This window comes from Ensifer sp., from assembly GCF_035999135.1.
GTDB lineage: Bacteria > Pseudomonadota > Alphaproteobacteria > Rhizobiales > Rhizobiaceae > Ensifer.
The window spans coordinates 1-22,388 of sequence record NZ_DASYGZ010000061.1 but is presented as its reverse complement, the minus strand read 5'-3'; the positions used below and the strand labels follow the sequence as shown (position 1 = coordinate 22,388).

Sequence of the window (22,388 nt, the reverse complement as noted above, 5' to 3'; positions counted from 1 at the left end):
GGAGGCTTTGTTTTTTCGAGTCGTGACTTGCGCCGGCAAACACGACAGCGCCACGGTTCTGTGCCTGTCTGGCGAGCCCTGTATGATCGCACTGCGCCGGTCGATTGCACAATTTGGCCCTTGAATCGATTTTGGTTTCGGGAATTATGCGGTAGGCTCCGGGCCGGCGCGGTGCCGTTCCGTCACGCACAAGCGGGAGATACTTATACCCATGACGAAACTGCATCTGTCCGGTTGGAACGGTCGGGAAGGCATGGAAGACGGCTACAACCCGCACAAGCTGTCGAGCCCCATGCACTATTTCTGGACGATGGTGGTCTTTCTGATCATCGTCGGGTTTGTCGGCGCGATCCTCTTTCGCCAGGCGCAAAACGCCTTTCTCGCCAATCCCGGCCTGAACGGGCTGATCCTCGGGGTGCTCCTGATCGGCATCCTGCTCGTTTTCAACCACGTGCTGGGCTTGCGCCCCGAAGTGCGCTGGTTCAACTCGTTCCGTGCCGCAGGCAGCGCCGACAAGGTCGGGCGGGACCCCGTGCTGCTCGCGCCGATGCGGGCGCTGATCGGCGGCCGCCAGACGGCGATCTCGACGACGGCCCTCAGATCGATCCTCGATTCGATCGCGACCCGCCTCGACGAATCGCGCGATATTTCGCGCTACCTCACCGGGCTTCTGGTGTTTCTCGGCCTGCTCGGCACGTTCTGGGGCCTGCTCGGCACGATCGGCTCGATCAATACGGTCATCCAGTCTCTCGACGCCGGGACCGGAACGACGCAGGACATTCTGGCCGCGCTGAAATCCGGCCTGTCGGCGCCGCTTACCGGCATGGGCACGGCGTTCTCGACGTCGCTCTTCGGTCTTTCCGGATCGCTGATCCTCGGTTTTCTCGACCTTCAGGCCGGACGGGCGCAGAACCGTTTCTACACCGAACTTGAAAACTGGCTCTCTTCGGTCACGGATGTCGGTTCCGAGCTTTCGCCGGCGCTCGACCTGCCGGCTGGCGCCCCGGTCGAGGAACTGAAGAGGCTCACCGACCAGCTGGTCCGTCTCAACCACGAGGGTGGCGCCAACCAGCGCACCACGGCGGCGATGGCGAGCCTTGCCGAGGGCATTCAGGGCCTGGTCAAGAACATGCGCGGCGAGCAGCAGATGCTCCGGGACTGGATCGAAGCGCAGCAGGATGAGGCCAAGGCGATGCGCAAGACGCTCGACAAGCTCGCCGCGCGCATCGCAAGCGGCGATCGCCTTGCCGTGCACGGGGACAAGGTGCCGGCCAAGGTCAGCCGCATGGACGAGACCGGAGGGGAGTGACCCATGGCGCTTGCCCGCAAAGGCCGCTCGCAGCGCACGATCGACTACTGGCCGGGATTCGTCGACGCCCTGTCGACGCTCCTGCTGTCGATCATGTTCCTGCTCACCGTCTTCGTGCTCGGTCAGTTTCTCCTCAGCCGTGAAATCAGCGGCAAGGACGAGGTGCTGACCCGGCTGAACAGCCAGATCAACGAACTCACGCAACTGCTGGCGTTGGAAAAGAGCGGCAAGCAGGATCTTGAGGATTCGCTTGCCAATCTCCAGGCGTCACTTGCCACGTCCGAAGGCGAACGATCGCGCCTGCAGGCCCTGCTCGACCAGGGGGCCGGCAGTTCCGATGCCGCCAATCAGAAGATCGGCCGCCTCGGTTCGGAGCTTGAAACCGAGCGTGAGGTCAGCGCCCGCGCCATGAGCCAGATCGAGCTCCTGAACCAGCAGATTGCCGCGCTGCGCAGCCAGATCGCTGCCATCGAGGTGGCGCTGCAGGCCTCGGAAGCCAAGGACCAGCAGTCACAAACCAAGATCGCCGATCTAGGCCGGCGGCTGAACGTGGCGCTAGCGCAACGGGTTCAGGAGCTCAACCGCTACCGGTCCGACTTTTTCGGCCGCCTGAGGGAGATCCTGTCCGACCGCGAGAACATCCGCATCGTCGGTGACCGCTTCGTCTTCCAGTCGGAGGTGCTGTTTCCCTCCGGTGGCAACGAGCTCAATCCGGCGGGGCAGGCGGAAATGGCCAAGCTCGCCACCGCACTGCTCGATCTCGCCAAGGAAATCCCCGCCGAAATCAACTGGGTGCTGCGCGTCGACGGTCACACGGACAATGTGCAGCTTTCGGGCGCCGGGCGGTTTGCGGACAACTGGGAGCTTTCGTCGGCGCGTGCGACCTCCGTGGTCAAGTTCCTGATCTCGAAGGGCGTGCCGGCCGATCGGCTGGTGGCCGCGGGCTTTGGCGAATATCAGCCGATTGCACCGGGCGAGACCCCCGAGGCCCGGGCACAGAACCGGCGCATCGAGCTCAAGCTGACCGAGAAGTAGGTCGCGGGCGCCCTAGCAGCCGCCTGCCGGCGATCGACGCTTGAATTGACCTTGACGTACGCGTAACAGTTGGGAGCCATGCCAATGGCTGCGGCAACCGTTGCGCGCCGGGGAGGTGTGCGGTGTCGTGTGGGATGCGAGGGGAGAGCATTTCATGGATTGCGACGTGTTGGTCATCGGCGCCGGCCTTGCCGGTCTCGTCGCCGCCTGCGAGGCGGCGGCGCTTGGCAAAAAGGTCATCGTTCTCGATCAGGAGGGGGAGCAGAATCTCGGCGGGCAGGCGTTCTGGTCGCTTGGCGGGCTCTTCTTCGTCGACAGTCCCGAGCAGCGCCGCATGGGGATCCGCGATGGCCGCGATCTTGCCCGGCAGGACTGGATGGGGTCGTCGCAGTTCGATCGCCCCGAGGATCACTGGCCACGTCTCTGGGCCGAGGCCTATCTCGATTTTGCCGCCGGCGAGAAGCGCTCATGGCTGCATTCGCTCGGCATGCGGTGGTTTCCGGTTGTCGGCTGGGCCGAACGCGGCGGCGGGCTTGCGCATGGCCACGGCAATTCGGTGCCACGCTTTCACGTGACCTGGGGCACGGGGCCGGCAGTGCTGGAGCCGTTCATCCGGCTGGCGCGCGAGGCGGAGAGCCGTGGCCTCGTCCGCTTCCGGTTCCGTCACCGGGTCGATGAGCTCGTGACGACGGATGGCCGGGTGACGGGTGCGCGTGGCGCGCTGTTGAAAGAAGACCCGGTCGGGCGTGGTGAGCGCAGCTCGCGCGACGTGGTCGGGGATTTCGAGATTTCGGCGGGCGCGGTCATCGTCACCTCGGGCGGCATCGGCGGCAATCATGATCTGGTGCGCCGCAACTGGCCGCGCAAGCGTCTCGGCCAGCCGCCCGCAACCATGGTGGCGGGGGTCCCGCATCACGTCGACGGGCGCATGCTGGAGATCGCCAGCCGCGCCCGCGGCTCGGTCATCAATTCCGACCGGATGTGGCACTACACCGAGGGGCTCAAGAACTTCGATCCGATCTGGCCAGATCACGGCATCCGCATCCTGCCGGGGCCGTCCTCCTTCTGGTGCGATGCGGACGGCAACCGCTTTTCCGCCCCCGCGATGCCGGGTTTCGATACGCTCGGCACATTGCAGGCGATCCGCGACAGCGGCCATGACTACAGCTGGTTCGTCCTGACCCGGGCGATCATCAAGAAGGAGTTTGCGCTTTCCGGCTCGGAGCAGAACCCGGATCTCACCGGCAAGAGCATTTCCCTTTTGTTGAAGCGGCTTGGCAAGAACCCGCCGGGGCCGGTGCAGGCGTTCATGGACAAGGGCGAAGATTTCATCGTTCGCGACCGCCTCGAGGAGCTGGTGCCGGCGATGAATGCGCTGACGGGGGAGAACCGCCTGTCCGTCGAACACCTGCGTCAGCAGATCGAGGCGCGCGACCGGGAGATCGCCAATCCGTTTTCCAAGGACGCCCAGGTGACGGCGATCCGCGGCGCCCGCAGCTATCGCGGCGACCGGCTGCTGCGCACCGCAAGGCCCCACCGGCTGCTCGATCCGAAAGCCGGGCCGCTGATCGCCGTCAGGCTGCATATCCTGACGCGCAAGACACTCGGCGGCCTGCAGACCGACCTCTCCGGGCGCGTGCTTGAACAGTCAGGTGAGCCGGTGCCGGGCCTTTATGCAGCCGGTGAGGTCGCCGGTTTCGGCGGCGGCGGCATGCACGGCTACAACGCGCTCGAAGGGACGTTCCTTGGCGGCTGCATCTTTTCCGGCCGGGAGGCGGGCAGAGGGGCTGCGGGGGCGTGAACCTGTTGCTTTCGGCCGGTTCGACTAGCCTCTCTCCTCGGGTTGAACCCGAGGACTAACCCTCCGCCCGCAAGCGGGGAGAGGGGATGCGGCACACGGCTAGCCGCAGGTGTGATGCTCAAATGCGGCAGCGCGTTGCCACAAGTCCCTTCTCCCCGCGGGCGGGGAGAAGGTGGCGGCAGCCGGATGAGGGGCAAGCCCTCACCGGGCGGATGAGGGGCAGGCTCTCACCGGGCCGATGAAAGGCCCCTCACGGGGCGAATGAGGGGTGGTTCTCGATCAATCCATCTGCACGTTGGCGTCGCGCACGACCGGCGTCCACTTTGCGAGTTCCGCCGACACGTGCGCCTGCAGCTCGGCCGGAGTCGAGCCGACGATCTTGGCGCTGAATTCCTTCATGCGCTCGACGACGGCCGGGTCCTTGAGAGCCTTGTTGGCGGCCTCGTTCAGCCGGGCGACGACCGGCTCGGGCGTATTGGCAGGCGCAAAGAGCGCGTTCCAGGTGTAGGTCTCGTAGCCGGGAATGCCCGATTCCGCGACGGTCGGAACGTCGGGGAACGATGGCGCCCGTTCCGCTGTCGTCACCGCAAGCGCCCGGAGCGTTCCGGCCTTGATGTGACCGGAAGAGGAGGGGAGGTTGTCGAACATGATCGGCACCTGGTTGCCGATGACGTCGTTGAGCGCCGGGCCTGCGCCCTTGTAAGGGATGTGCTGCATGCTGACGCCGGCCATCTTCTTGAAGAGTTCGCCCGAAAGATGCAGCGGCGTTCCGTTGCCGGAGGACGCGTAGCTGTACTCGTCGGGCTTGGCTTTGAGCAGCGCCAGCAGTTCCTCGACATTCTTGGCCGGCAGCTCCGGATTGACGACCAGAACGTTGGGCACGACCACGAGCAGCGAGATCGGCGAAAAGTCCTTCTCCGGATCGTAGGGCTTGGTCTTCAGGATCAGCGGATTGAGGGCGTGGGTGGCGACGGTGCCCATCAGGATCGTGTAGCCATCCGGATCGGCGCGCGCCACGTTGGCGGCGCCGAGATTGCCGCCGGCGCCGGCGACGTTCTGCACGATCACCTGTTCGCCGAGATCCTCCGACATCTTCTGCGCGACGATGCGGGCGACCACGTCGGTCGAACCGCCGGCGGCAAAGGGAACGACGAGCGTGACCGGCCGATCGGGAAAGCCCTGGGCAAGCGCGGTTGAGCCGAAGGGCAGCGCCGAAAGCGCCGCCAGGCCGAGCGCCAGCGTCGCGCGCCGGGTCAGATGCGAAAATGCCATGCGATAGTCCTCCCGATCAATTCTCAAGAAAGCGATGCCGGCCTCCTCGACCGGCCCCATAACAATAGGGCCCGGTCTTCCGTCGGCAACCGCTTTACGGCAAATCGGAGGATGCTTTTCGTGCCGAACGGCCTGTTCAGCCCTGCGCGTTGACGAACAGGGCCTCGGCGCCGTGGTTGAACTGCAGGCGCGCAAGCTTGGCGTAGAGCCCGCCGTGGCGAATGAGGGAGGCGTGGGTGCCTTCCTCGACGATGCGGCCATGGTCCATGACGAGTATGCGGTCCGCCTTCAGAACGGTCGCGAGCCTGTGGGCGATAACGATCGTCGTGCGCTCATGGAGCAGGCCGTCGAGCGCCTTCTGGACCAGCGTCTCGCTTTCGGCATCGAGCGCCGATGTCGCCTCGTCGAGAAGCAGGATGGGGGCGTTCTTCAGTATGGCGCGGGCGATCGCGAGCCGCTGACGCTGGCCGCCCGACAGCGTGACGCCGCGTTCGCCGACGAAAGTGTCGTAGCCCTTGTCGAGACGATTGATGAATTCATCGGCCTGGGCGGCAACCGCGGCGGCGCGCACGGCCTCGCGGGTTGCATTTGGCATGCCGAAGGCGATGTTGTCGTGGACGGAGGCGGCGAAGATCGTCACGTCCTGCGGCACGATCGCGATCCGCTCGCGCAGGTCCTTTGGATCGACCGTGCGAATGTCCACTCCGTCGACCGCAACCGCGCCCCTGGCGGGGTCGTAGAAGCGAAGCAGCATGGAAAAGACCGTGCTTTTGCCGGCGCCGGACGGGCCGACGATGGCAACGGTTTCGCCGGGCTTGATCGACAGCGTGAGGCCGTTCAGGCTCTTGAAGTCCGGGCGCGCCGGATAGGCGAAATAGACGTCGTCGAAATCGATGGCGCCCGTTGCCGGGACCGGCATGGCGACCGGATTTTCGGGTGCGCGGATCTCGGGAATCTCGACCAGCAGTTCGTTCAGCCGCTCGGCGGCACCGGCTGCCTGCGAAAGCTCGCCCCAGACTTCGGAAAGCGAGCCCAGGCTGCCTGCGGCAAAGACCGAATAGAGCAGGAACTGGCTGAGCGTGCCGGCCGAAAGGTTGCCCGAGAGCACGTCGTGCGCGCCGAACCAGAGCACGGCGACGACGCTGCCGAAGACCATGGTGATGGCAAAGGCGGTCAGCAGCGAGCGCGCCCGGATCGCACCGCGCGCTGCGCCGTAGGCATCTTCCACGGCGCTTGCGAAATGGCGGTTGGCGAGGTCCTCGCCGTTGAAGGCCTGCACCGTGCGCGAGGCGGCGATCGCTTCGCCCGCATAGGCGGATGCCGTTGCGAGCGTGTCCTGCGCCTCACGTGAACGTCGGCGGACGGAGCGTCCGAAGCCGACGAGCGGAAAGACGATGACGGGAATGGCGATCAGAACCAGGCTCGACAGCTTCGGGCTGGTATAGACCATCATGCCGATGGCGCCGAGACACAGGATCAGGTTGCGCAGCGCGACCGACGCGGTGGCGCCGACGGCCGACTTCACCTGGGTCGTGTCGGCCGTCAGGCGCGAGACGATCTCGCCGGACTGGTTGACGTCGAAGAACGAGGCGGAGAGGCGGGTCACACGCTGAAACACGTTGCTGCGCAGGTCGGCGACGATGCGCTCGCCGAGCGTGATGACGAAGTAGTAGCGGGCGGCACTGGCGAGCGCCAGCACGATGGCGAGCATCATCAGCATCGAGAAGTAGGTATTGATGAAGCCGCTATCGGAACTGGAGAAGCCGTTGTCGACCATGCGCCTGACGGCGAGCGGAAGGGTCAGGGTGGTCACGGCCGCAAGGACCAGTGAGATGCCCGCGCCGATCACCAGATGGCGATAGCGGGCAAGATAGGGCAGCAGCGTCGCGAGAGGACGAATGGACTTGCGCGCTGACGCCTGGTTTTCTCTTGTCGACACTTGACCCCTTTCGCCAACACGGAGGAAAGGGATGAGTCTTCCGCGCGGCACTTGTTATCCCGCAGACCTTGATGTATAGGCACGGCATCCAATTGGGAAGCCGTGGCCTTCAGCCGGTCCGCGGCTTCATTTACGTGTTCGGTCTTAAAGTCGCAATGCCTTGCGACAATTGGACCCTGGAACCCTAGGAAGATTGTTATGAAGGCAGACATCCATCCCGACTACCACCTCATCAAGGTGGTCATGACCGACGGCACCGAATACGAAACCCGCTCGACCTGGGGTTCGGAAGGCGCCACCATGAACCTGGAAATCGACCCCAAGTCGCACCCGGCCTGGACGGGCGGCAACCAGCAGCTCATGGACCGCGGCGGCCGCGTCTCCAAGTTCAAGAAGCGCTTCGAAGGCCTCGGCCTCTAATCGAACGCCGCTTCGGCATTCAAAAAGCCCGGGTCATTGGCCCGGGCTTTTTTGTTGCCGGATGGCGGCTGGAAGCGGGTGCGGCGACGATACGCGAGCCGGGAAACAAAAAACCCGGCCATGGGCCGGGTCTGTATTCTCTCGTTGATGGGCGATGCCCGATCAGTTCGTTCCGAAGGCCGTCTGCAGCAGCTTGATCTGCGCCTTCACACCGTTCTGGTTGTCCGGGACGATGGCAGCAGCCTCGTTCGGGCGATAGATCTCGCGGTCGAGCAGCGCGACGCGGTTCTGAAGGCGCAGCGAGCGCTCGATCAGGTCGCGGAAGGATTCCGGCAGTTCGGCCCAACCGGGAGCGGCCTTGTCGACGTTGAAGCTGTCGAGGCGCACCTTGCTCTTTTCCGACATCACCTGGTCGCGGCTCATCTCGCCGTTGTTGACGGCGCGCTGCAGCAGCAGCCACGAAGCCATCTGCATCAGGCGGGTGGTGAGGCGCATGGATTCGGCCGCATAGAGCACCGACGCCATGCGGGGCAGAACCTTGGATGCGGCGCGGCCGGGTCCGTCGAGATAGGTGGCGGTTTCTTCGACCAGTCCCATGCCTTCCGAATAGAGTGTCTTGAATTGTGCCGAGGACGCCGCGTGTCCTGCGAAACTGACCGTATTCAATCCTCTCTCGGACATGACCTGTTTTCCCTGGTTCAAACGCATCACGACAGTCAGGTAGGGGACGGTTTTGGGAAATAAATCCTTGCCCGTCTCTATGCTTGAAGAATGATCCGATAGCGCATTTCGCGCAAGGGCATTCTTAAGAAAGGGTTAATCTCCACAGTTCTTTGGAAAAACCTATATCAAAACAAAAAAAGAGCCGCGGAAAGCGGCTCTCAAGGTAAAACAGGGAGAAAAATCAGACCCATTCGCCAGTCGGAGAAAACTGTCTGAAACCGGAAAGCTCCGGATACACAGACAATCGCAGATAATGCTTAATGTGGCGTTAAGTGCGCTCCGTTTTGCAGCGCAACAGTGCGCCGTTTCGGCCTTTCAGCGAAACAGGTTTTCGGCGGCCGAGCGGCTTGCAGACTTGCGCGTCCGTTCCGCGTCCAGCCGGGCGATTTCCTCGGTCAGAAGGGCAATGCGCTGTGTCAGTTCATCGACCGAAAGCAGCGCCAGATCGCTGCCGATCTCGTGGGCCACCTTCTTTTGCGGCCGGTCGTCGTCAAACAGGCTCATCGGACTGATCCTCCCATTCCGGACCCCTGTCCGGCTCGTTCTTCACTTCGTCAAACGGTGCTGCGCGCGGCGAGAGCTGCAGGCTTTCCGGCGTGGTCGGTGCACCGGCATTGACCGGCGAGAAGGCGTCGCGGTCGGACACCGGCACCGGCGCGCGCATGCGGGTGCGGATGATGGCGTAGGCAGTGATGAGGATATGGGCGCAGGCGGTGATCATGAACAGGCCGTAGGGACCTGCCGCCGTCATGACCGGGCCGCCGATCGTCGGGCCGATGATGGTTCCGATGCCAAAGAGCAGGAGCAGGCCGCCTGAAACCTTGACGAAATCCTCGGCGGTGGCGAAGTCGTTGGCGTGCGAAACGGCGATCGGGTAGAGCGCGTTGGCGGCTGCTCCATAGATCGCGATCAGCGTCAGCACGATCCAGACCTGGGTCGGCTCGACCAGGAAGATCAGCAGGCCGGCCACCGCGCCGACACCGGCCAGAGCGGCAAGCACATAGCGGCGGTCGATGCGATCGGAAAGGCGGCCGGCGGGAAGCTGCATCACCGCGCCGGCAAAGATCGCCACGCTCATCATCGCCGCAACGGTGCTGTCGGAGAGACCGGCTTGGCGGCCGAACACGGCGCCGAGCGTGCCGAAGGCGCCGTTGGCGATGCCGACCAGCAGGATGCCGAGGAACGACACCGGCGAGTTGCGATAAAGACCGCGCAGGTCGAGGCTGACTTTCTTCAACGGCTGCGGCGAGGCCGCCTTGGACAACAGGGTCGGCAGCATGGCGACGCAGTAGAGGATGCCGCAGATCATGAAGAAGAAGCTGGTCGACGTGTCGCCGAAGGGGATCATCATCTGGCCGCCGACCACACCGAAGAGGGTGATGGCGATATAGAGCGAGAAGATCACGCCGCGGCTTTCGTTGGTGGCGCGCTCGTTCAGCCAGCTTTCGATGATCATCGACGTGCCGGCTGTGGCAAAACCTGTCAGGGCTCTCAGGATCAGCCAGGAGGTCGAATCGATCAGGATGCCGGTCAAGAGCGCGACGATGGCGATCAGCGCGACAAAGACGCTGAAGGCGCGCACATGGCCGATGCGCTTGACGACGTTGGGGGCAAAGAAGCAGCCAAGAACGAAACCGGCCGCCCAGGACGTGCCGATCAGGCCGAGGATGGTGGTCGGGTAGCCTTCAGCCGTGCCGCGCACGGGCAGCAGCAGTCCCTGGAGACCATTGCCCAGAAAGAGAAACAGCGTGCCGAGCAGGAGAGCGGCGACCGGGAGCAGGTTCTTTCTCATCATCCATCCGAATTTCGTTCTGCCGTCGGCAAGGTAGGACGGTCCCCACCGAATTGCCAGCCGGCCTGTCTGTGCAGCGCCAAGCATTGCCGCCCTTGCTTTTATCCTGCAATCGACGCGGTTTGCAGGAAACATGCGGCCGCCGGTCATTGCAAATCGGCTCCGGAAACACTAGCCCTTTTTGCTCAATGCAGCGTATCGCCAGTCCTTGGGAGGGGCGGCGCTCGTTGCGACTGATGATGCCGGCGTTGCGAAGGCGCTGCGGCTGACGATGCTCCTTCAACACGAGGGCAACATGCAGAAGGCGATTGCCCTTATCCTGCTCATGGCGATGGCCGTACAGCTCATCTGGCCGCTGGGTCTGCCGGGGCTGCGCCACCGTCGCGACTTCTGGAAGATCGCGGTTTTCGCCATCGTCATGATGATGGTCACGGTGTTGATCCGGCCGTAGGTGCGTCATCCGGCGCCGCAACTCCCCGTTACCTTTGGAACTCCATCACCACCGGCCTGCCGCTACGTTGGTTGAGAAACCTGTCGTTTCAACCAGAAAAGGGCGCAGGACAGATGGGAAAGAAAGCGCTAAAGTGCGCGCATCATTCGGGAGATGATATCGAGGGTTTCTTGGAACGCCGGCTTGCTGCCATTCTCGCTGCCGATGTCGTGGGCTACAGCCGCCTGATCGGGGCTGACGAGACCGGCACGCTGGCCGCTATGAAGCGCCACAAGAGCGAACTCGTCGATCCGAAAATCAACCGCCACAAGGGACGCATCGTCAAGCTCACCGGCGACGGCCTGCTCGTCGAGTTCGCAAGCGTCGTCAATGCGGTCGCCTGCGCCGTTGATATCCAGCGTGGCATGCTGATCCGGAATGAGAGTGTGCCGCCGCTCAAACGCATCGAGCTCAGGATTGGCGTGCATCTCGGCGACGTGATTGTCGAGGACGGCGATATCTTCGGCGACGGCGTCAATGTGGCCGCGCGCATCGAGGGCCTGGCGGAGCCGTCCGGCATCGCTGTTTCCGCATCCGTGCGCGATCATGTCGGTTCGCGCCTGGACATCGGTTTCGTCGACAAGGGCGAACACACGCTGAAGAACATCGCTGCAGGCGTCCACGTCTATTCGATCGCCCTCGGCGCACCGACGAAGGTCGCGTCCGCGCCGAACGGAAACTGCCCGGTCGTGCTCGACGATGGCTATGGGCTCTCGGTCGGCGTGCTTCCCTTCACCAACATGAGCCATGACCCGGAGCAGGAATATTTTTCCGACGGCATTACCGAGGACATCATCACGGATCTGTCGAAGATCTCGAAGCTGCATGTCGTCGCCCGCAACACCGTGTTTACCTACAAGGGGCGCTCGGTGAAGGTGAAGCAGGTGGCCCAGGAACTGGGCGTGCGCTACATCCTGGAAGGCAGCGTGCGCAAGGCCGGCACCCGGGTGCGCATCACCGGGCAGCTCATCGACGCGCTCACGGGCACGCATCTGTGGGCCGACCGCTATGATCGCGACCTGACCGACATCTTCGCCATCCAGGACGAGATCACCCACGCGATCGTCGATCAACTCAGGATCAAGCTGCTGCCGGCGGAAAAGCGGGCGATCGAGAGCGATCCGACGACCAGCGTCGAGGCCTACACCTACTATCTGCGCGGACGGCAGTTCTCCCACGCCTGGACCCGCTCCTATCTGCTTTTGGCGCGGCGCATGTTTCTGAAGGCGGTGGAACTCGATCCGGGCTTCGCGCGGGCCTATGCCGGCATCGCCGATTGCGAATCGGCGCTTCGCGACTGGCACGAGGACGAGTTTCCGCTGCAAGGCATCCTGTCGATGGCCGACAAGGCGCTGGCGATCGATCCCAACCTGGCGGAGGCGCATGCGTCACGCGGTCTGGTGCTGCACCAGGACGGACAGTGCGACGAGGCCGTCGCCGAATTCGAGCAGGCGCTGACGCTCGACGCCGGGCTCTACGAGGCAAATTTCCACTATGGGCGCTTCCTGTTCATGCAGGGCGCCTTTGATACGGCGATCCAGTTTTTCAGGCGCGCCGCCGATATCCGGCCGGACGATTACCTGTCGCCGATCCACCTGATGAGCGCCTACCGGTCGCTTGGGCGGGACACCGAACGGGCGCAATGGGCACGGCTCGGGATTGCACGGGCGGAAAGAGCCCTGGAGCTCAATCCGGAAAACTCCGGCCCGGCGCATCGCGGTGCGCTCGCGCTTGCCCATATGGGCGAGGCCGACAGGGCGCGCGAATGGGCCGCGCGGGCGATGGCGATCGATCCCGATGATGTCGTCGCCCGCTACAACACCGCCTGCGTCTATTCCATCCTCGGCGACATCGACGCGGCGCTCGACCTGCTCGAAACCCTGCTTCCCCAGAGCTCCTGTTATCAGCTGCTCTGGTTCAAGCAGGATTCCGACCTGGATGCCGTTCGCCACCATGTGCGCTTCCAGGCGATGCTTGAGGCGATCGCCAGGTGCGAAGCGGGTTTGCGCTAAACCGCCGGACAGGTTTTCCATCCGGCGGCATAGGGCTCAGTGATGGCTCGCCTGGCGGCGATCGACCGGTGCGCCGTTGCGTCCGCCCGTCAGCCACCAGATGGCGATACCGGTGACAGACAGCATGGTTGCCGCCGCCATCACCACCGCGGTGAAGGCCTGCTCGAAGGCGACCCGTGCGCGCGACACGAGCTCGACGGCCACCTCCGGCGGCAGCTTTTCGGCGACAAGCAAGGCTTCGTCGAGGCTGTCGCGCGCCATCGGCGCGATCGTAGCGCCCTCGGGCAGGACGAGGAATGCCGTGTAGACGATCGACATCACGCTGCCGAGTACGGCAATGCCGATTGCGCCGCCGAGCTCGAACGAGACTTCTTCGATCGACGCGGCCATGCCCGCCCGCTCCGGTGGCGCATTGAACATGATGGCGCTGGAGGCAGCCGTCATCGACGCGCCGATGCCGAGCCCGAGCACGACGAGGCTGGCGATCTGGGCAAGTGCATCCGCCTCATGGACCAGCAGATATCCGCCAAGCCCGAGGCCTGAGAGGATAAGGCCGGAGCGCAGCACCACTTCGGCCCCGAGGCGTGGCAGGATCACCCCCGTCAGCGGACCGGCGACGAAGGCCGCAAGCGGGATCGGTAGGATGAAGAGACCGGCCTCAAGCGGCGAGAAGTCTTCAACCAGCTGCAGTTGCTGGCTCAAGACAAGCTCGATGCCAACGATGGACGCGGATGCGACCAGCGCGGCGGCGACGCCGGAGGAAAAGGCCGGATTGCGGAAGAGCCCGAAATCGATCAGCGGATGGGTGCTGCTGCGCTGGCGGCGGACAAACAGGAACAGGGCGACGGCGCCGATGACGGCTGCGGCAAGCCCCGCCTCAAGCGAGGGCTCGCGTTTGCTCGTCTCCTTGACGGCATAGGCAAGGCCGATCAGGCCGACCATGATCTGCAGCGAGCCGATCGCGTCCCACGGATGCTTGGGGTTGCCCGAGGTGTTGGGCAGCACGACAAGGCCGAGCAGGAGCGCGACGGCGACAATCGGCACGTTGATCAGGAACACCGAGCCCCACCAGAAATATTCAAGCAGGAAGCCGCCGAGCACCGGGCCGATGGCCGCACCGCCAGACGCGATCGCGGCCCAGACGCCGATCGCCAGCGCCCGCTCGCGTTCGTCGGTGAAGGTCAAGCGGATGATCGACAGTGTCGCCGGCATCATCAGGGCGGCGCCGACGGCGAGCAGCACGCGGCCACCGATCAGGACTTCCGGATTGGGCGCATAGGCGGCGATCAGCGAGGCAACGCCGAAGACGGCAAGGCCGACGATGAACGGCTTCTTGTGCCCGAGCCGGTCGCCCAGCGTGCCGAGGCCGGGCAACAGGCCGGCGACGACGAGGGCATAGGCATTGACGATCCAGAGCTTCTCGGACGCGCTCGCGCCGAGATCATGGGTCAGCCGGGGCAGGGCGGTATAAAGCACCGTCATGTCGACGACGATCAGGAAAAGGGCGCTCGATACGATGGCCAGAACGAGCCAGCGATTTTGCGGTAGCATGGTACACCTCAGGTGGCCGCCCACAGGGAAATGGAGGCTCGGCCTTGCATATTTCGGGAGCATTATTTAAATACATACGTATGGATTTAAAAATAGGAAGTCAAGATGGGGCGACGACGAACGATCGATCGTGAGAAGGTTCTGGATCAGGCGGAGGCGATCGTGCTTGCGGTCGGCGCCGCCGGCTTGACCATCGATGCCGTCGCCAAGGCGGCGGGCATCACCAAGGGCGGCGTTCAGTATTGTTTCGGCAACAAGGACGGCCTGATCGACGCGATGATTGAGCGCTGGTTCAGCGATTTCGACAGCGCGGTTGCGGCGGAAGGCGGCGACGATGCCGACCCTGTGAAGGCGATGCGCGCGCATGTTGCGGTGACGGCCCGGATGGATATGGCCGACAAGGCCAGGACCTCCGGCATGATGGCGGCGCTGATGCAGCGCGAAGACCACATGGCGAAGAACCGCGCCTGGTACCGCGCCCGCCTCGACCGGCTGGACCTATCGACCGAGGAGGGGCGCCGGGCGCGGTTGATGTTTCTCGCGACCGAAGGGGTCTTCCTGTTGCGCGGCTTCGGCTTCCTCGAGATGAAGGACGCCGAATGGCAGGACATGTTTGCCGATATCCTGAAGCTCTTGCCGAAGAGCGGCGAGCAGGCGTAGCGCATGCGCGACCGCCCTCGCGGGTGGGTGCTAGAGCTCGATGACCCCACGCATGGCGCTGACGCAGTCGCCGGATAGGCTGACGCGACGCACGACACCCTCCTGCTTGCGAACGCAAGCGCCGATGAGGCTGCGCCGTCCCATCTCCACGCCCTGCTCGATGGCGATCTCGACATCGATGGTCTGATCGGGAAGCAATGAAACGAGATAGGCGGCAAGGGCTGCCGAGGCGCTGCCGGTCGCCGGATCCTCGTTGACGTTGTCGAGCGGCGCGAACATGCGGGCGCGGATCTGCCAGGGTTTTTCGGCCGTGCGGCTGTAGAGGAACAGGCTGAAACTGTCTTCCTCGGGCTTGTAACGCTGATTGGCAGCCTCGAAGGCAGTGATATTGGGCCTTGCAGTCGAGAGCGTCGCGACATCGGTGATCTCGGCAACCGCAAAGGGCAGGCCGACGGAGAGGCGGGTCGGGACGTGGAGGCGCCCGCTGATGGCCTCGGGTGCAAGCGACGCGCAGGCCGCGATCGTCGCAGCGTCGATTTCAGGGCCGACGACGAGGGCGCGAGGCACCACGATGCGTGCACCGGTGACGTCGTCGCGATCACGCAACACCGTCGCCTCGACGAGGCCGGCCTTTTCCTCAAAACGCAGAACATCTCCCGGGACGCGGCCGAAGATTTCCGTCCGACGGCCGAGCACGAAGGCTGTGCCGACGTTGGGATGGCCGGCAAAAGGAATCTCGGTCGTCGGCGTGAAGATCCTGACCTCGGCGGTGTTGGCCGGGTCGCGGGGCGGCAGCACGAAGGTTACTTCGGAATAGCCGAACTCGGTCGCGATCGCCTGCATCTGCCGGTCGCTCAAGCCCCGCGCGTCGGGAATGACGGCGAGCTGGTTGCCGGCAAAACGCTCCGACGTGAAGACGTCGACGGTGACATAGGCAAGGGACGGCGAGGCTGCGGTCATGGCATCGGCTTTCGCTGGTGTTGCTGCAACGCCAAGGCTTAGGTCAGTGCCGGAGACGGGCAAAGACGCCAACTTGTTCCGGTGACAAGTTCTGCGTGCCGCCCACCGAATGCGCCAGAGGCCGTAATTCGGTGAAAGGGCCGTCGGGCGGCCCTTTCCGTGTTGCTCCGATCGGGCGAGGCTCAGGCTGCCTTTTCGAGCTCTTTCTTCCAGTTTCCCTTGGCGGCGAGGCTGCACATCTCGGCCCGATGAGCAAAGGCGCGCTGGCCGATGCCGATGTTGTCGGCCTTGCCGTGCCAGGCGTCGAGCGCCTCCTGCTGCAGCGCGCGGCCATAGGAGAAGGTGAGCTTCCAAGGTAGATCGTGATGGGCGTTCATCGCCGAAAGATGCGCGGTTGCCTCCTCGGTCGACTGGCCGCCGGAGAGGAAGGCGATGCCGGGCACGGCCGAAGGCACCGTGCGCTTCAGCACCTTGATCGTGCGTTCGGCAACGTCCGCGACGGAGGCCTTGCGGGCCTTCTTGCCGTCGATCACCATGCTCGGCTTCAGGATCATGCCTTCGAGCCGAACGCGCATTTCGGCCAGCGCCTCGAAGGTGGTGCGCAGCGTCCACTCCGTTACCTCTTCGGAGCGGTCGATCGAATGATCCCCCGGTGCGCCGTCCATCTGCACCTCCGGCTCGACGATCGGCACGATGCCGGCGTCCTGGCAAAGGGCTGCGTAGCGGGCGAGCGCATGGGCGTTGGCGCGGACGGCGCCCGGGCTCGGAAGCGTGTCGGAGACAGCGATCACGCCGCGCCATTTGGCAAAGCGCGCGCCGGCCTCGTGGTATTTCGCCAGCCGCTGGGCGAGGCCGTCGAGCCCTTCGGTGATCGTCTCCGCCGGGAAATTGGTCATCGGCTTGGCGCCGGCATCGACCTTGATGCCGGGGATCGAGCCGGCGGCTCGGATGATGTCGACGAGCGGTGTGCCGTCAACCGCATGCTGGAACAGGGTTTCCTCGTAGAGGATGACGCCGGAGATGTACTTGCGCATCGCCTTGTCGGCCCTGAGCAGCATCTCGCGATAGTCGCGCCTGGAGGTCTCGGTGGATTCAAGGCCGATCGTATCGAAACGCTTCTTGATCGTTGCCGTTGACTCGTCTGCGGCGAGCAGCCCCCGGCCGTTGGCGACCATGGCGGCAGCGATGTCTTCCAGTCTTTCCGTCATGCTTCTTCTCCCTAGACAACGCTGATCGCAAGGATCAGCCGAGTACTGAAACAAACAGCTTCGGACCGACGGCGCGCACGAGGCAGCCGCCACGCTCCAGATAGGGCGCGAGTAACAGGCGAAATTGTCCAGGAAAATGGCGGGAAAAGCGACTGAAACGATTTAAATTTTTTTAATCGATTGAACGGCAACGATTTTTTCTTGATTGGCGGGCGCGCGACGGTTGTGGCCGCGCGCCCGCCATCTGGCTTACTTCTGCTTCAGGATATCGACGCCCGGGAGCGGCTTGCCTTCCATCCATTCAAGGAAGGCGCCGCCGGCGGTCGAGACATAGCTGAAATCGTCGGCGACTTCGGCATGGTTCAAGGCTGCGACGGTGTCGCCACCGCCGGCGACCGAGACCAGCGACCCCTGGCGGGTGCGGGCAGCGGCATGCTTGGCGACGGCAACCGTCGCCTTGTCGAAGGGGGCGATTTCAAAGGCGCCGAGCGGACCGTTCCAGACCAGCGTCTCGGCCTTGGAGATCCAGTCGTTGACGGCAGCGATCGACTTCGGACCGACGTCGAGAACCATGGCATCGGCCGGGATGGCGTTGATGTCGACGACTTCGTTGTCGGCACCGGCCTTGAACTCGCGGGCGATTACGCCGTCTTCCGGCAGCACGATGGCGCAGCCGGCCTTGTCGGCGGCGGCGATGATCGCTTTTGCCGTGTCTGCGAGATCATGCTCGCACAGCGACTTGCCGACATTGACGCCCTTGGCGGCGATGAAGGTGTTGGCCATGCCGCCGCCGATGACGAGCGCATCGACCTTGCTCACGAGGTTCTGCAGAAGGTCGATCTTGGTCGAGACCTTGGCGCCACCGACGATGGCGACGACCGGGCGCTTCGGCTGGCCGAGGCCCTTTTCCAGTGCCTCAAGCTCAGCCTGCATGGTGCGGCCGGCATAGGCGGGCAGGTGACGGGCAAGACCCTCGGTCGAGGCATGGGCACGGTGGGCGGCCGAAAACGCGTCGTTGACGTAGATGTCGCCGTTGGCGGCCAGCGCCTTGACGAATTCTGCCTCGTTCTTTTCCTCGCCCTTGTGAAAGCGGGTGTTTTCGAGCAGCAGAACGTCGCCGTTGCTCATGTCGGCAATCGCGTTCGTCGCCTTGTCGCCGATGCAGTCGGCGCCGAAGTGGACGCGCTGGTCGAGCACGTCTTCGACGGCCGTCGCGATCGTCTTCAGCGACATCTCGGCAACCGGCTCACCCTTCGGGCGGCCGAAATGGGCCAGCAGGATGACCTTGGCGCCCTTCTCGGACAGTTCGCGGATGGTCGGCGCGACGCGCTCGATGCGGGTGGCGTCGGTGACCACGCCGTCCTTGACCGGTACGTTGAGATCGACGCGCACCAGAACGCGCTTGCCGGCAATGTCGGTCAGATCGTCGAGGGTCTTGAAAGTCATCAGATGGTCTCCGGTGATAGTCTTTGGAAAAGGGTGGGATAGTCGATGACGAGGCCGTCCTCGTCCACGGGCAGGTCCGCAGTAAAACTGCGGTCCTCGGCCTCGTAGCGATAAAGCCTGAAATCTTCGAGGCAGGTGTAGTGCTGGCCGTCCACCGTGGGTTCGAACGTATCGAACGGCACGTAAAGCATCTTCAGCCTGGTCGTGCCGGCCTGGCTGACAAGGCCGAGGCGGCGGATTGGCAGCGTGTTGGTGAAAGGCGTGCCGGCGAGATCGATGTCGATGCAGCCGTCGAACTCGGGAAGGGGCGCGCCTCGCGCCGTCAGCCATTGTCCGGGAACATCCGAGCGCAGGTGCAGGCTGCGGCCATCGGTCGTGTCGACCATCAGCTTGCGAACGAACCAGCCGTCATCGCAATCGATCCGGTAGCGCACGCCATAGGGTGCGCCACCGCGGCTGCCGATGAGAACGCCGACGGCGCGGATGACCGCGCCGTCGGTGGTGTCGATTTTCGTCAGCGTCAGGTGTTCGAGCCCTTCCCCTTCCAGCGGACGCCAGCGGACCGTCGTTGGGGAAAGGGCGCGAAACATCTGACTTAGATGAGCTTGGCGAAGGCGACCGCCGTGTCAGCCATGCGGTTCGAGAAGCCCCACTCGTTGTCGTACCAGGTGAGGATGCGCACGAAGTTGCCTTCGACGACCTTGGTCTGGTCGATCGCGAAGATCGAGGAGTGGCTGTCATGGTTGAAGTCGCGCGAAACCAGCGGCTCTTCAGTGTAGCCGAGAACGCCCTTCAGCGCGCCGTTGGAGGCGGCCTTGATGGCGTTGGTGATTTCCTCGACCGAGGTGTTGCGCTTGGCGACGAACTTGAAGTCGACGACCGAGACGTTCGGGGTCGGAACGCGGATCGACGTGCCGTCGAGCTTGCCCTTCAGTTCCGGCAGAACCAGGCCGACGGCCTTGGCGGCACCGGTCGAGGTCGGGATCATCGACAGGGCGGCAGCGCGGGCGCGGTACAGATCCTTGTGCATCTGGTCGAGCGACGGCTGGTCGTTGGTGTAGGAGTGGATCGTGGTCATGAAGCCGTGGCTGATGCCGATGACATCGTTCAGGACCTTGACGACCGGAACCAGGCAGTTCGTGGTGCACGAAGCGTTGGAGATGACCAGGTGGTCCTTGGTCAGCTGGTCGTGGTTGACGCCGTAGACGACCGTCAGGTCGGCGCCGTCGGCCGGAGCCGAAACGATGACGCGCTTGGCGCCGGCGGTGAGATGCGCTGCAGCTTTGTCGCGCGCGGTGAAGATGCCGGTGCACTCCATCGCGATGTCGATGCCGAGTTCCTTGTGCGGCAGCGTTGCCGGGTCCTTGATCGCCGTCACCTTGATCGGCTTGCCGCCGTTGATGGTGATGGTGTCGCCTTCGACCTTGACCTCGGCCGGGAAACGACCGTGGATCGAGTCATAGCGCAGCAGGTGAGCGTTGGTCTCAACGGGGCCGAGGTCGTTGATCGCGACGACTTCGATGTCGGTGCGGCCGGATTCGACGATGGCGCGAAGCACGTTGCGGCCGATGCGACCAAAACCGTTGATGGCGACTTTCACTGTCATGGGTCTCTCCCTGTCTGAATGACGTGGTTCGAAAAAAGCGGGGCGCACCTTCCGGCGCGCCCCGCAGATTGATCAGGCGAGCTTCGTTTCCGCAGCGGCGACCACCGCCTCGGGCGTGATGCCGAAGTGCTTGTAGAGCTCCTTGTAGGGCCCGGACGCGCCGAAGCTCGACATGCCGATGAAGGTGCCATCGCTGCCGATGAAGTGGTCCCAGCCCTGGCGGATGCCGGCTTCGACGGCGATCTTGACCGGCGAGTTGCCGATGATCGCCTGCTGGTAGTCTTCGCTCTGTTCGGCAAAGAGCTCGAAGCAGGGAACGGAGACGACGCGGGTCGAGATGCCCTTGGCGGTCAGTGTCTGGCAGGCCTTCACGGCGATTTCGACTTCCGAGCCGGTGGCGAAGATCGTGACCTTGGCGTCGGCGGCCGAGATCAGGTCATAGGCGCCGCGGGCGCACAGGTTCTCTTCTTCATACTCGGTGCGAACGGCCATCAGGTTCTGGCGCGTGAGCGCGATGCCGGACGGACGGTTGTGGCTCTCGAGCGCCAGCTGCCAGCATTCTGCCGTTTCCGTGGCGTCGGCCGGGCGGAACATCAAGAGGTTCGGGATGGCGCGAAGGGCTGCCATGTGCTCGACCGGCTGGTGGGTCGGGCCGTCTTCGCCAAGGCCGATGGAATCATGCGTCAGCACGTGGATGACGCGGATGCCCATCAGGGCGGCAAGGCGGATCGACGGACGGCAGTAGTCCGAGAAGATCAGGAAGCCGCCGGAGTAAGGAATGACGCCGCCATGCAGCGCCATGCCGTTCATGGCAGCCGCCATGCCGTGCTCGCGCACGCCCCAGTGGATGTAACGGCCGGAGAAGTCGTCAGGGGTGATCGACTTGGTCTGGCTCGTCTTGGTGTTGTTCGAGCCGGTCAGGTCAGCCGAGCCGCCGATGGTTTCGGCGAGAACGCCGTTGATGACTTCAAGCGCGTCTTCGGAAGCCTTGCGGGTAGCCGGCGACGGCTTGGTCTCAGCGAGCTTCTTCTTGTAGTCGTCGATGGCCGACGACAGGCGACCTTCGAGCTCGCCGGAGAAGCGGCGAACGAACTGGGCCTTCTTCTCGGCTTCGCTCTTGTCGAGGCGCTCTTCCCATTCCTTGCGGACCTTGGTCGAGCGCAGGCCGGCCAGACGCCAGGCGTCGAGCACGTCGGACGGAACGACGAAGGCTTCGGCTTCCCAGCCAAGCGCTTTGCGGGTGGCGGCGATTTCCTCGGCGCCGAGCGGCGAACCGTGGACCTTGTGGGTGCCGGCCTTGTTCGGTGCGCCGAAGCCGATCGTCGTCTTGCAGGCGATCATCGTCGGCTTGTCGGACTTCTGGGCCTCATCGATCGCAGCGGCAATCGCGTCCGGGTCATGACCGTCGACGGCAATGGTGTTCCACTTGCTGGCGCGGAAGCGGGCATGCTGGTCGGTCGAGTCGGCGATCGAGATCGGGCCGTCGATCGAGATGTTGTTGTCGTCCCAGAACACGATCAGCTTGTTGAGCTTCAGGTGGCCGGCGAGCGCAATCGCTTCCTGGCTGATGCCTTCCATGAGGCAGCCGTCACCGGCGAGCACGTAGGTGTAGTGCTGCATCAGGTCGGAGCCGAATTCGTCGCGCAGCTTGCGCTCGGCGATCGCCATGCCGACGGCGTTGGCAATGCCCTGGCCGAGCGGACCGGTGGTCGTCTCGATGCCGGCGGCGTGGCCGTATTCCGGGTGGCCGGCGGTGCGCGCACCCAGCTGGCGGAAGTTCTTGATCTCGTCGATGGTGATGTCTTCGTAGCCCGTTAGATAGAGCAGCGAATACAGCAGCATCGAACCATGGCCGGCCGACAGCACGAAGCGGTCGCGGTTGGGCCAGGAGGGGTTCTTCGGGTCAAAGCTCAGATAGCGCGTAAAGAGGACTGTCGCTATGTCGGCTGCACCCATGGGCAGGCCCGGGTGGCCGGAATTTGCCTTCTCGACGGCATCCATGGAGAGGAATCGGATCGCATTTGCCATCCGGTCGTGTTTTTCGCGAGAGATCATGACTGTTCCGTTTGCGTTCGGTGGTCAGGGAACGGTCTCTATCCTCCAAAGACCGCGCAAGAAGCGGCTGACACATAGCAGGTGCGCCGTGCGAGTCAATAAATACGGG

The 22,388-nt window shown here is 64.1% G+C and carries 20 protein-coding genes; 7 read left to right on the top strand and 13 right to left on the bottom strand.

Features of this window, described 5'->3' with window-relative positions:
- Positions 1-211: 211 nt before the first annotated feature.
- The 3 genes from VGO12_RS06840 to VGO12_RS06830 all read left to right on the top strand — a co-directional run bounded on the left by VGO12_RS06840 (position 212) and on the right by VGO12_RS06830 (position 4,145).
- Positions 212-1,309, top strand: a complete 1,098-nt coding sequence (locus VGO12_RS06840) for a flagellar motor protein MotA (protein ID WP_327511972.1) — start codon at positions 212-214, stop codon at positions 1,307-1,309.
- A 3-nt stretch (positions 1,310-1,312) separates the two neighbouring features.
- Positions 1,313-2,344, top strand: a complete 1,032-nt coding sequence (locus VGO12_RS06835) for a peptidoglycan -binding protein (protein ID WP_327511971.1) — start codon at positions 1,313-1,315, stop codon at positions 2,342-2,344.
- 154 nt (positions 2,345-2,498) lie between these two features.
- A complete protein-coding gene (locus VGO12_RS06830) occupies positions 2,499-4,145 on the top strand; it encodes an FAD-binding dehydrogenase (protein ID WP_327511970.1) in 1,647 nt (548 codons plus the stop codon).
- A gap of 279 nt (positions 4,146-4,424) precedes the next feature.
- On the opposite strand, the gene VGO12_RS06825 is transcribed toward VGO12_RS06830, so the two are convergent.
- On the bottom strand, positions 4,425-5,417 hold the full coding sequence (locus VGO12_RS06825; RefSeq protein ID WP_327511969.1) for a tripartite tricarboxylate transporter substrate binding protein: 993 nt from the start codon (positions 5,415-5,417) through the stop codon (positions 4,425-4,427).
- 136 nt (positions 5,418-5,553) lie between these two features.
- Entirely contained in the window at positions 5,554-7,356 is a 1,803-nt protein-coding gene (locus tag VGO12_RS06820; RefSeq protein ID WP_327511968.1) for an ABC transporter ATP-binding protein/permease, read from the bottom strand.
- A 198-nt stretch (positions 7,357-7,554) separates the two neighbouring features.
- Here VGO12_RS06820 and rpmE point away from each other — a divergent pair, with 198 nt between their 5' ends.
- Entirely contained in the window at positions 7,555-7,776 is a 222-nt protein-coding gene (gene rpmE / locus VGO12_RS06815; protein WP_053249635.1) for a 50S ribosomal protein L31, read from the top strand.
- Here the strand turns inward: rpmE and VGO12_RS06810 are convergent.
- The 4 genes from VGO12_RS06810 to VGO12_RS06795 form a co-directional block, all read right to left on the bottom strand.
- Positions 7,773-7,898: a hypothetical protein gene (locus VGO12_RS06810; RefSeq protein WP_327511967.1), complete on the bottom strand. Its 126-nt coding sequence runs from the start codon at positions 7,896-7,898 to the stop codon at positions 7,773-7,775. The genes rpmE and VGO12_RS06810 overlap by 4 nt on opposite strands.
- 40 nt (positions 7,899-7,938) lie before the next feature.
- Complete coding sequence (locus tag VGO12_RS06805; protein ID WP_034806141.1) at positions 7,939-8,457, bottom strand: DUF1465 family protein; 519 nt, start codon at positions 8,455-8,457, stop codon at positions 7,939-7,941.
- Between the two features lie 357 nt (positions 8,458-8,814).
- On the bottom strand, positions 8,815-9,003 hold the full coding sequence (locus tag VGO12_RS06800) for a DUF1192 domain-containing protein (protein WP_327511966.1): 189 nt from the start codon (positions 9,001-9,003) through the stop codon (positions 8,815-8,817).
- The gene (locus VGO12_RS06795) at positions 8,990-10,291 is read right to left on the bottom strand and encodes an MFS transporter (RefSeq protein WP_327511982.1); all 1,302 of its coding nucleotides are present in this window, start codon (positions 10,289-10,291) and stop codon (positions 8,990-8,992) included. Before VGO12_RS06795 ends, VGO12_RS06800 begins: the two co-directional genes overlap by 14 nt.
- Before the next feature lie 181 nt (positions 10,292-10,472).
- Here VGO12_RS06795 and VGO12_RS06790 point away from each other — a divergent pair, with 181 nt between their 5' ends.
- Together VGO12_RS06790 and VGO12_RS06785 are read left to right on the top strand one after the other, a co-directional pair.
- Positions 10,473-10,742, top strand: a complete 270-nt coding sequence (locus VGO12_RS06790) for a hypothetical protein (RefSeq protein WP_327511985.1) — start codon at positions 10,473-10,475, stop codon at positions 10,740-10,742.
- A 113-nt stretch (positions 10,743-10,855) separates the two neighbouring features.
- Positions 10,856-12,793: a TPR end-of-group domain-containing protein gene (locus VGO12_RS06785; protein WP_327511965.1), complete on the top strand. Its 1,938-nt coding sequence runs from the start codon at positions 10,856-10,858 to the stop codon at positions 12,791-12,793.
- Between the two features lie 36 nt (positions 12,794-12,829).
- Here VGO12_RS06785 and VGO12_RS06780 read toward each other — a convergent pair whose 3' ends face one another.
- On the bottom strand, positions 12,830-14,344 hold the full coding sequence (locus tag VGO12_RS06780; RefSeq protein WP_327511964.1) for an MFS transporter: 1,515 nt from the start codon (positions 14,342-14,344) through the stop codon (positions 12,830-12,832).
- 105 nt (positions 14,345-14,449) lie between these two features.
- Between VGO12_RS06780 and VGO12_RS06775 the strand changes: the two genes are divergently transcribed.
- Positions 14,450-15,004: a TetR/AcrR family transcriptional regulator gene (locus VGO12_RS06775; RefSeq protein ID WP_327511963.1), complete on the top strand. Its 555-nt coding sequence runs from the start codon at positions 14,450-14,452 to the stop codon at positions 15,002-15,004.
- Between the two features lie 30 nt (positions 15,005-15,034).
- On the opposite strand, the gene VGO12_RS06770 is transcribed toward VGO12_RS06775, so the two are convergent.
- From VGO12_RS06770 to tkt, 6 genes are all read right to left on the bottom strand, one after another.
- Positions 15,035-15,964 carry a PhzF family phenazine biosynthesis protein gene (locus tag VGO12_RS06770; protein ID WP_327511962.1) on the bottom strand — a complete coding sequence of 310 codons (930 nt, stop codon included), beginning with the start codon at positions 15,962-15,964 and terminating at the stop codon, positions 15,035-15,037.
- A gap of 182 nt (positions 15,965-16,146) precedes the next feature.
- On the bottom strand, positions 16,147-17,172 hold the full coding sequence (locus VGO12_RS06765) for a class I fructose-bisphosphate aldolase (RefSeq protein WP_327511961.1): 1,026 nt from the start codon (positions 17,170-17,172) through the stop codon (positions 16,147-16,149).
- A gap of 249 nt (positions 17,173-17,421) precedes the next feature.
- Positions 17,422-18,618: a phosphoglycerate kinase gene (locus VGO12_RS06760; RefSeq protein WP_327511960.1), complete on the bottom strand. Its 1,197-nt coding sequence runs from the start codon at positions 18,616-18,618 to the stop codon at positions 17,422-17,424.
- On the bottom strand, positions 18,618-19,208 hold the full coding sequence (locus VGO12_RS06755; RefSeq protein ID WP_327511959.1) for a putative glycolipid-binding domain-containing protein: 591 nt from the start codon (positions 19,206-19,208) through the stop codon (positions 18,618-18,620). Before VGO12_RS06755 ends, VGO12_RS06760 begins: the two co-directional genes overlap by 1 nt.
- A 5-nt stretch (positions 19,209-19,213) precedes the next feature.
- Positions 19,214-20,224, bottom strand: coding sequence for a type I glyceraldehyde-3-phosphate dehydrogenase (gene gap / locus VGO12_RS06750; RefSeq protein WP_043625572.1), 1,011 nt, complete (start codon positions 20,222-20,224; stop codon positions 19,214-19,216).
- 72 nt (positions 20,225-20,296) lie between these two features.
- Positions 20,297-22,279: a transketolase gene (gene tkt, locus VGO12_RS06745; protein ID WP_327511958.1), complete on the bottom strand. Its 1,983-nt coding sequence runs from the start codon at positions 22,277-22,279 to the stop codon at positions 20,297-20,299.
- Between the last annotated feature and the right edge of the window lie 109 nt (positions 22,280-22,388).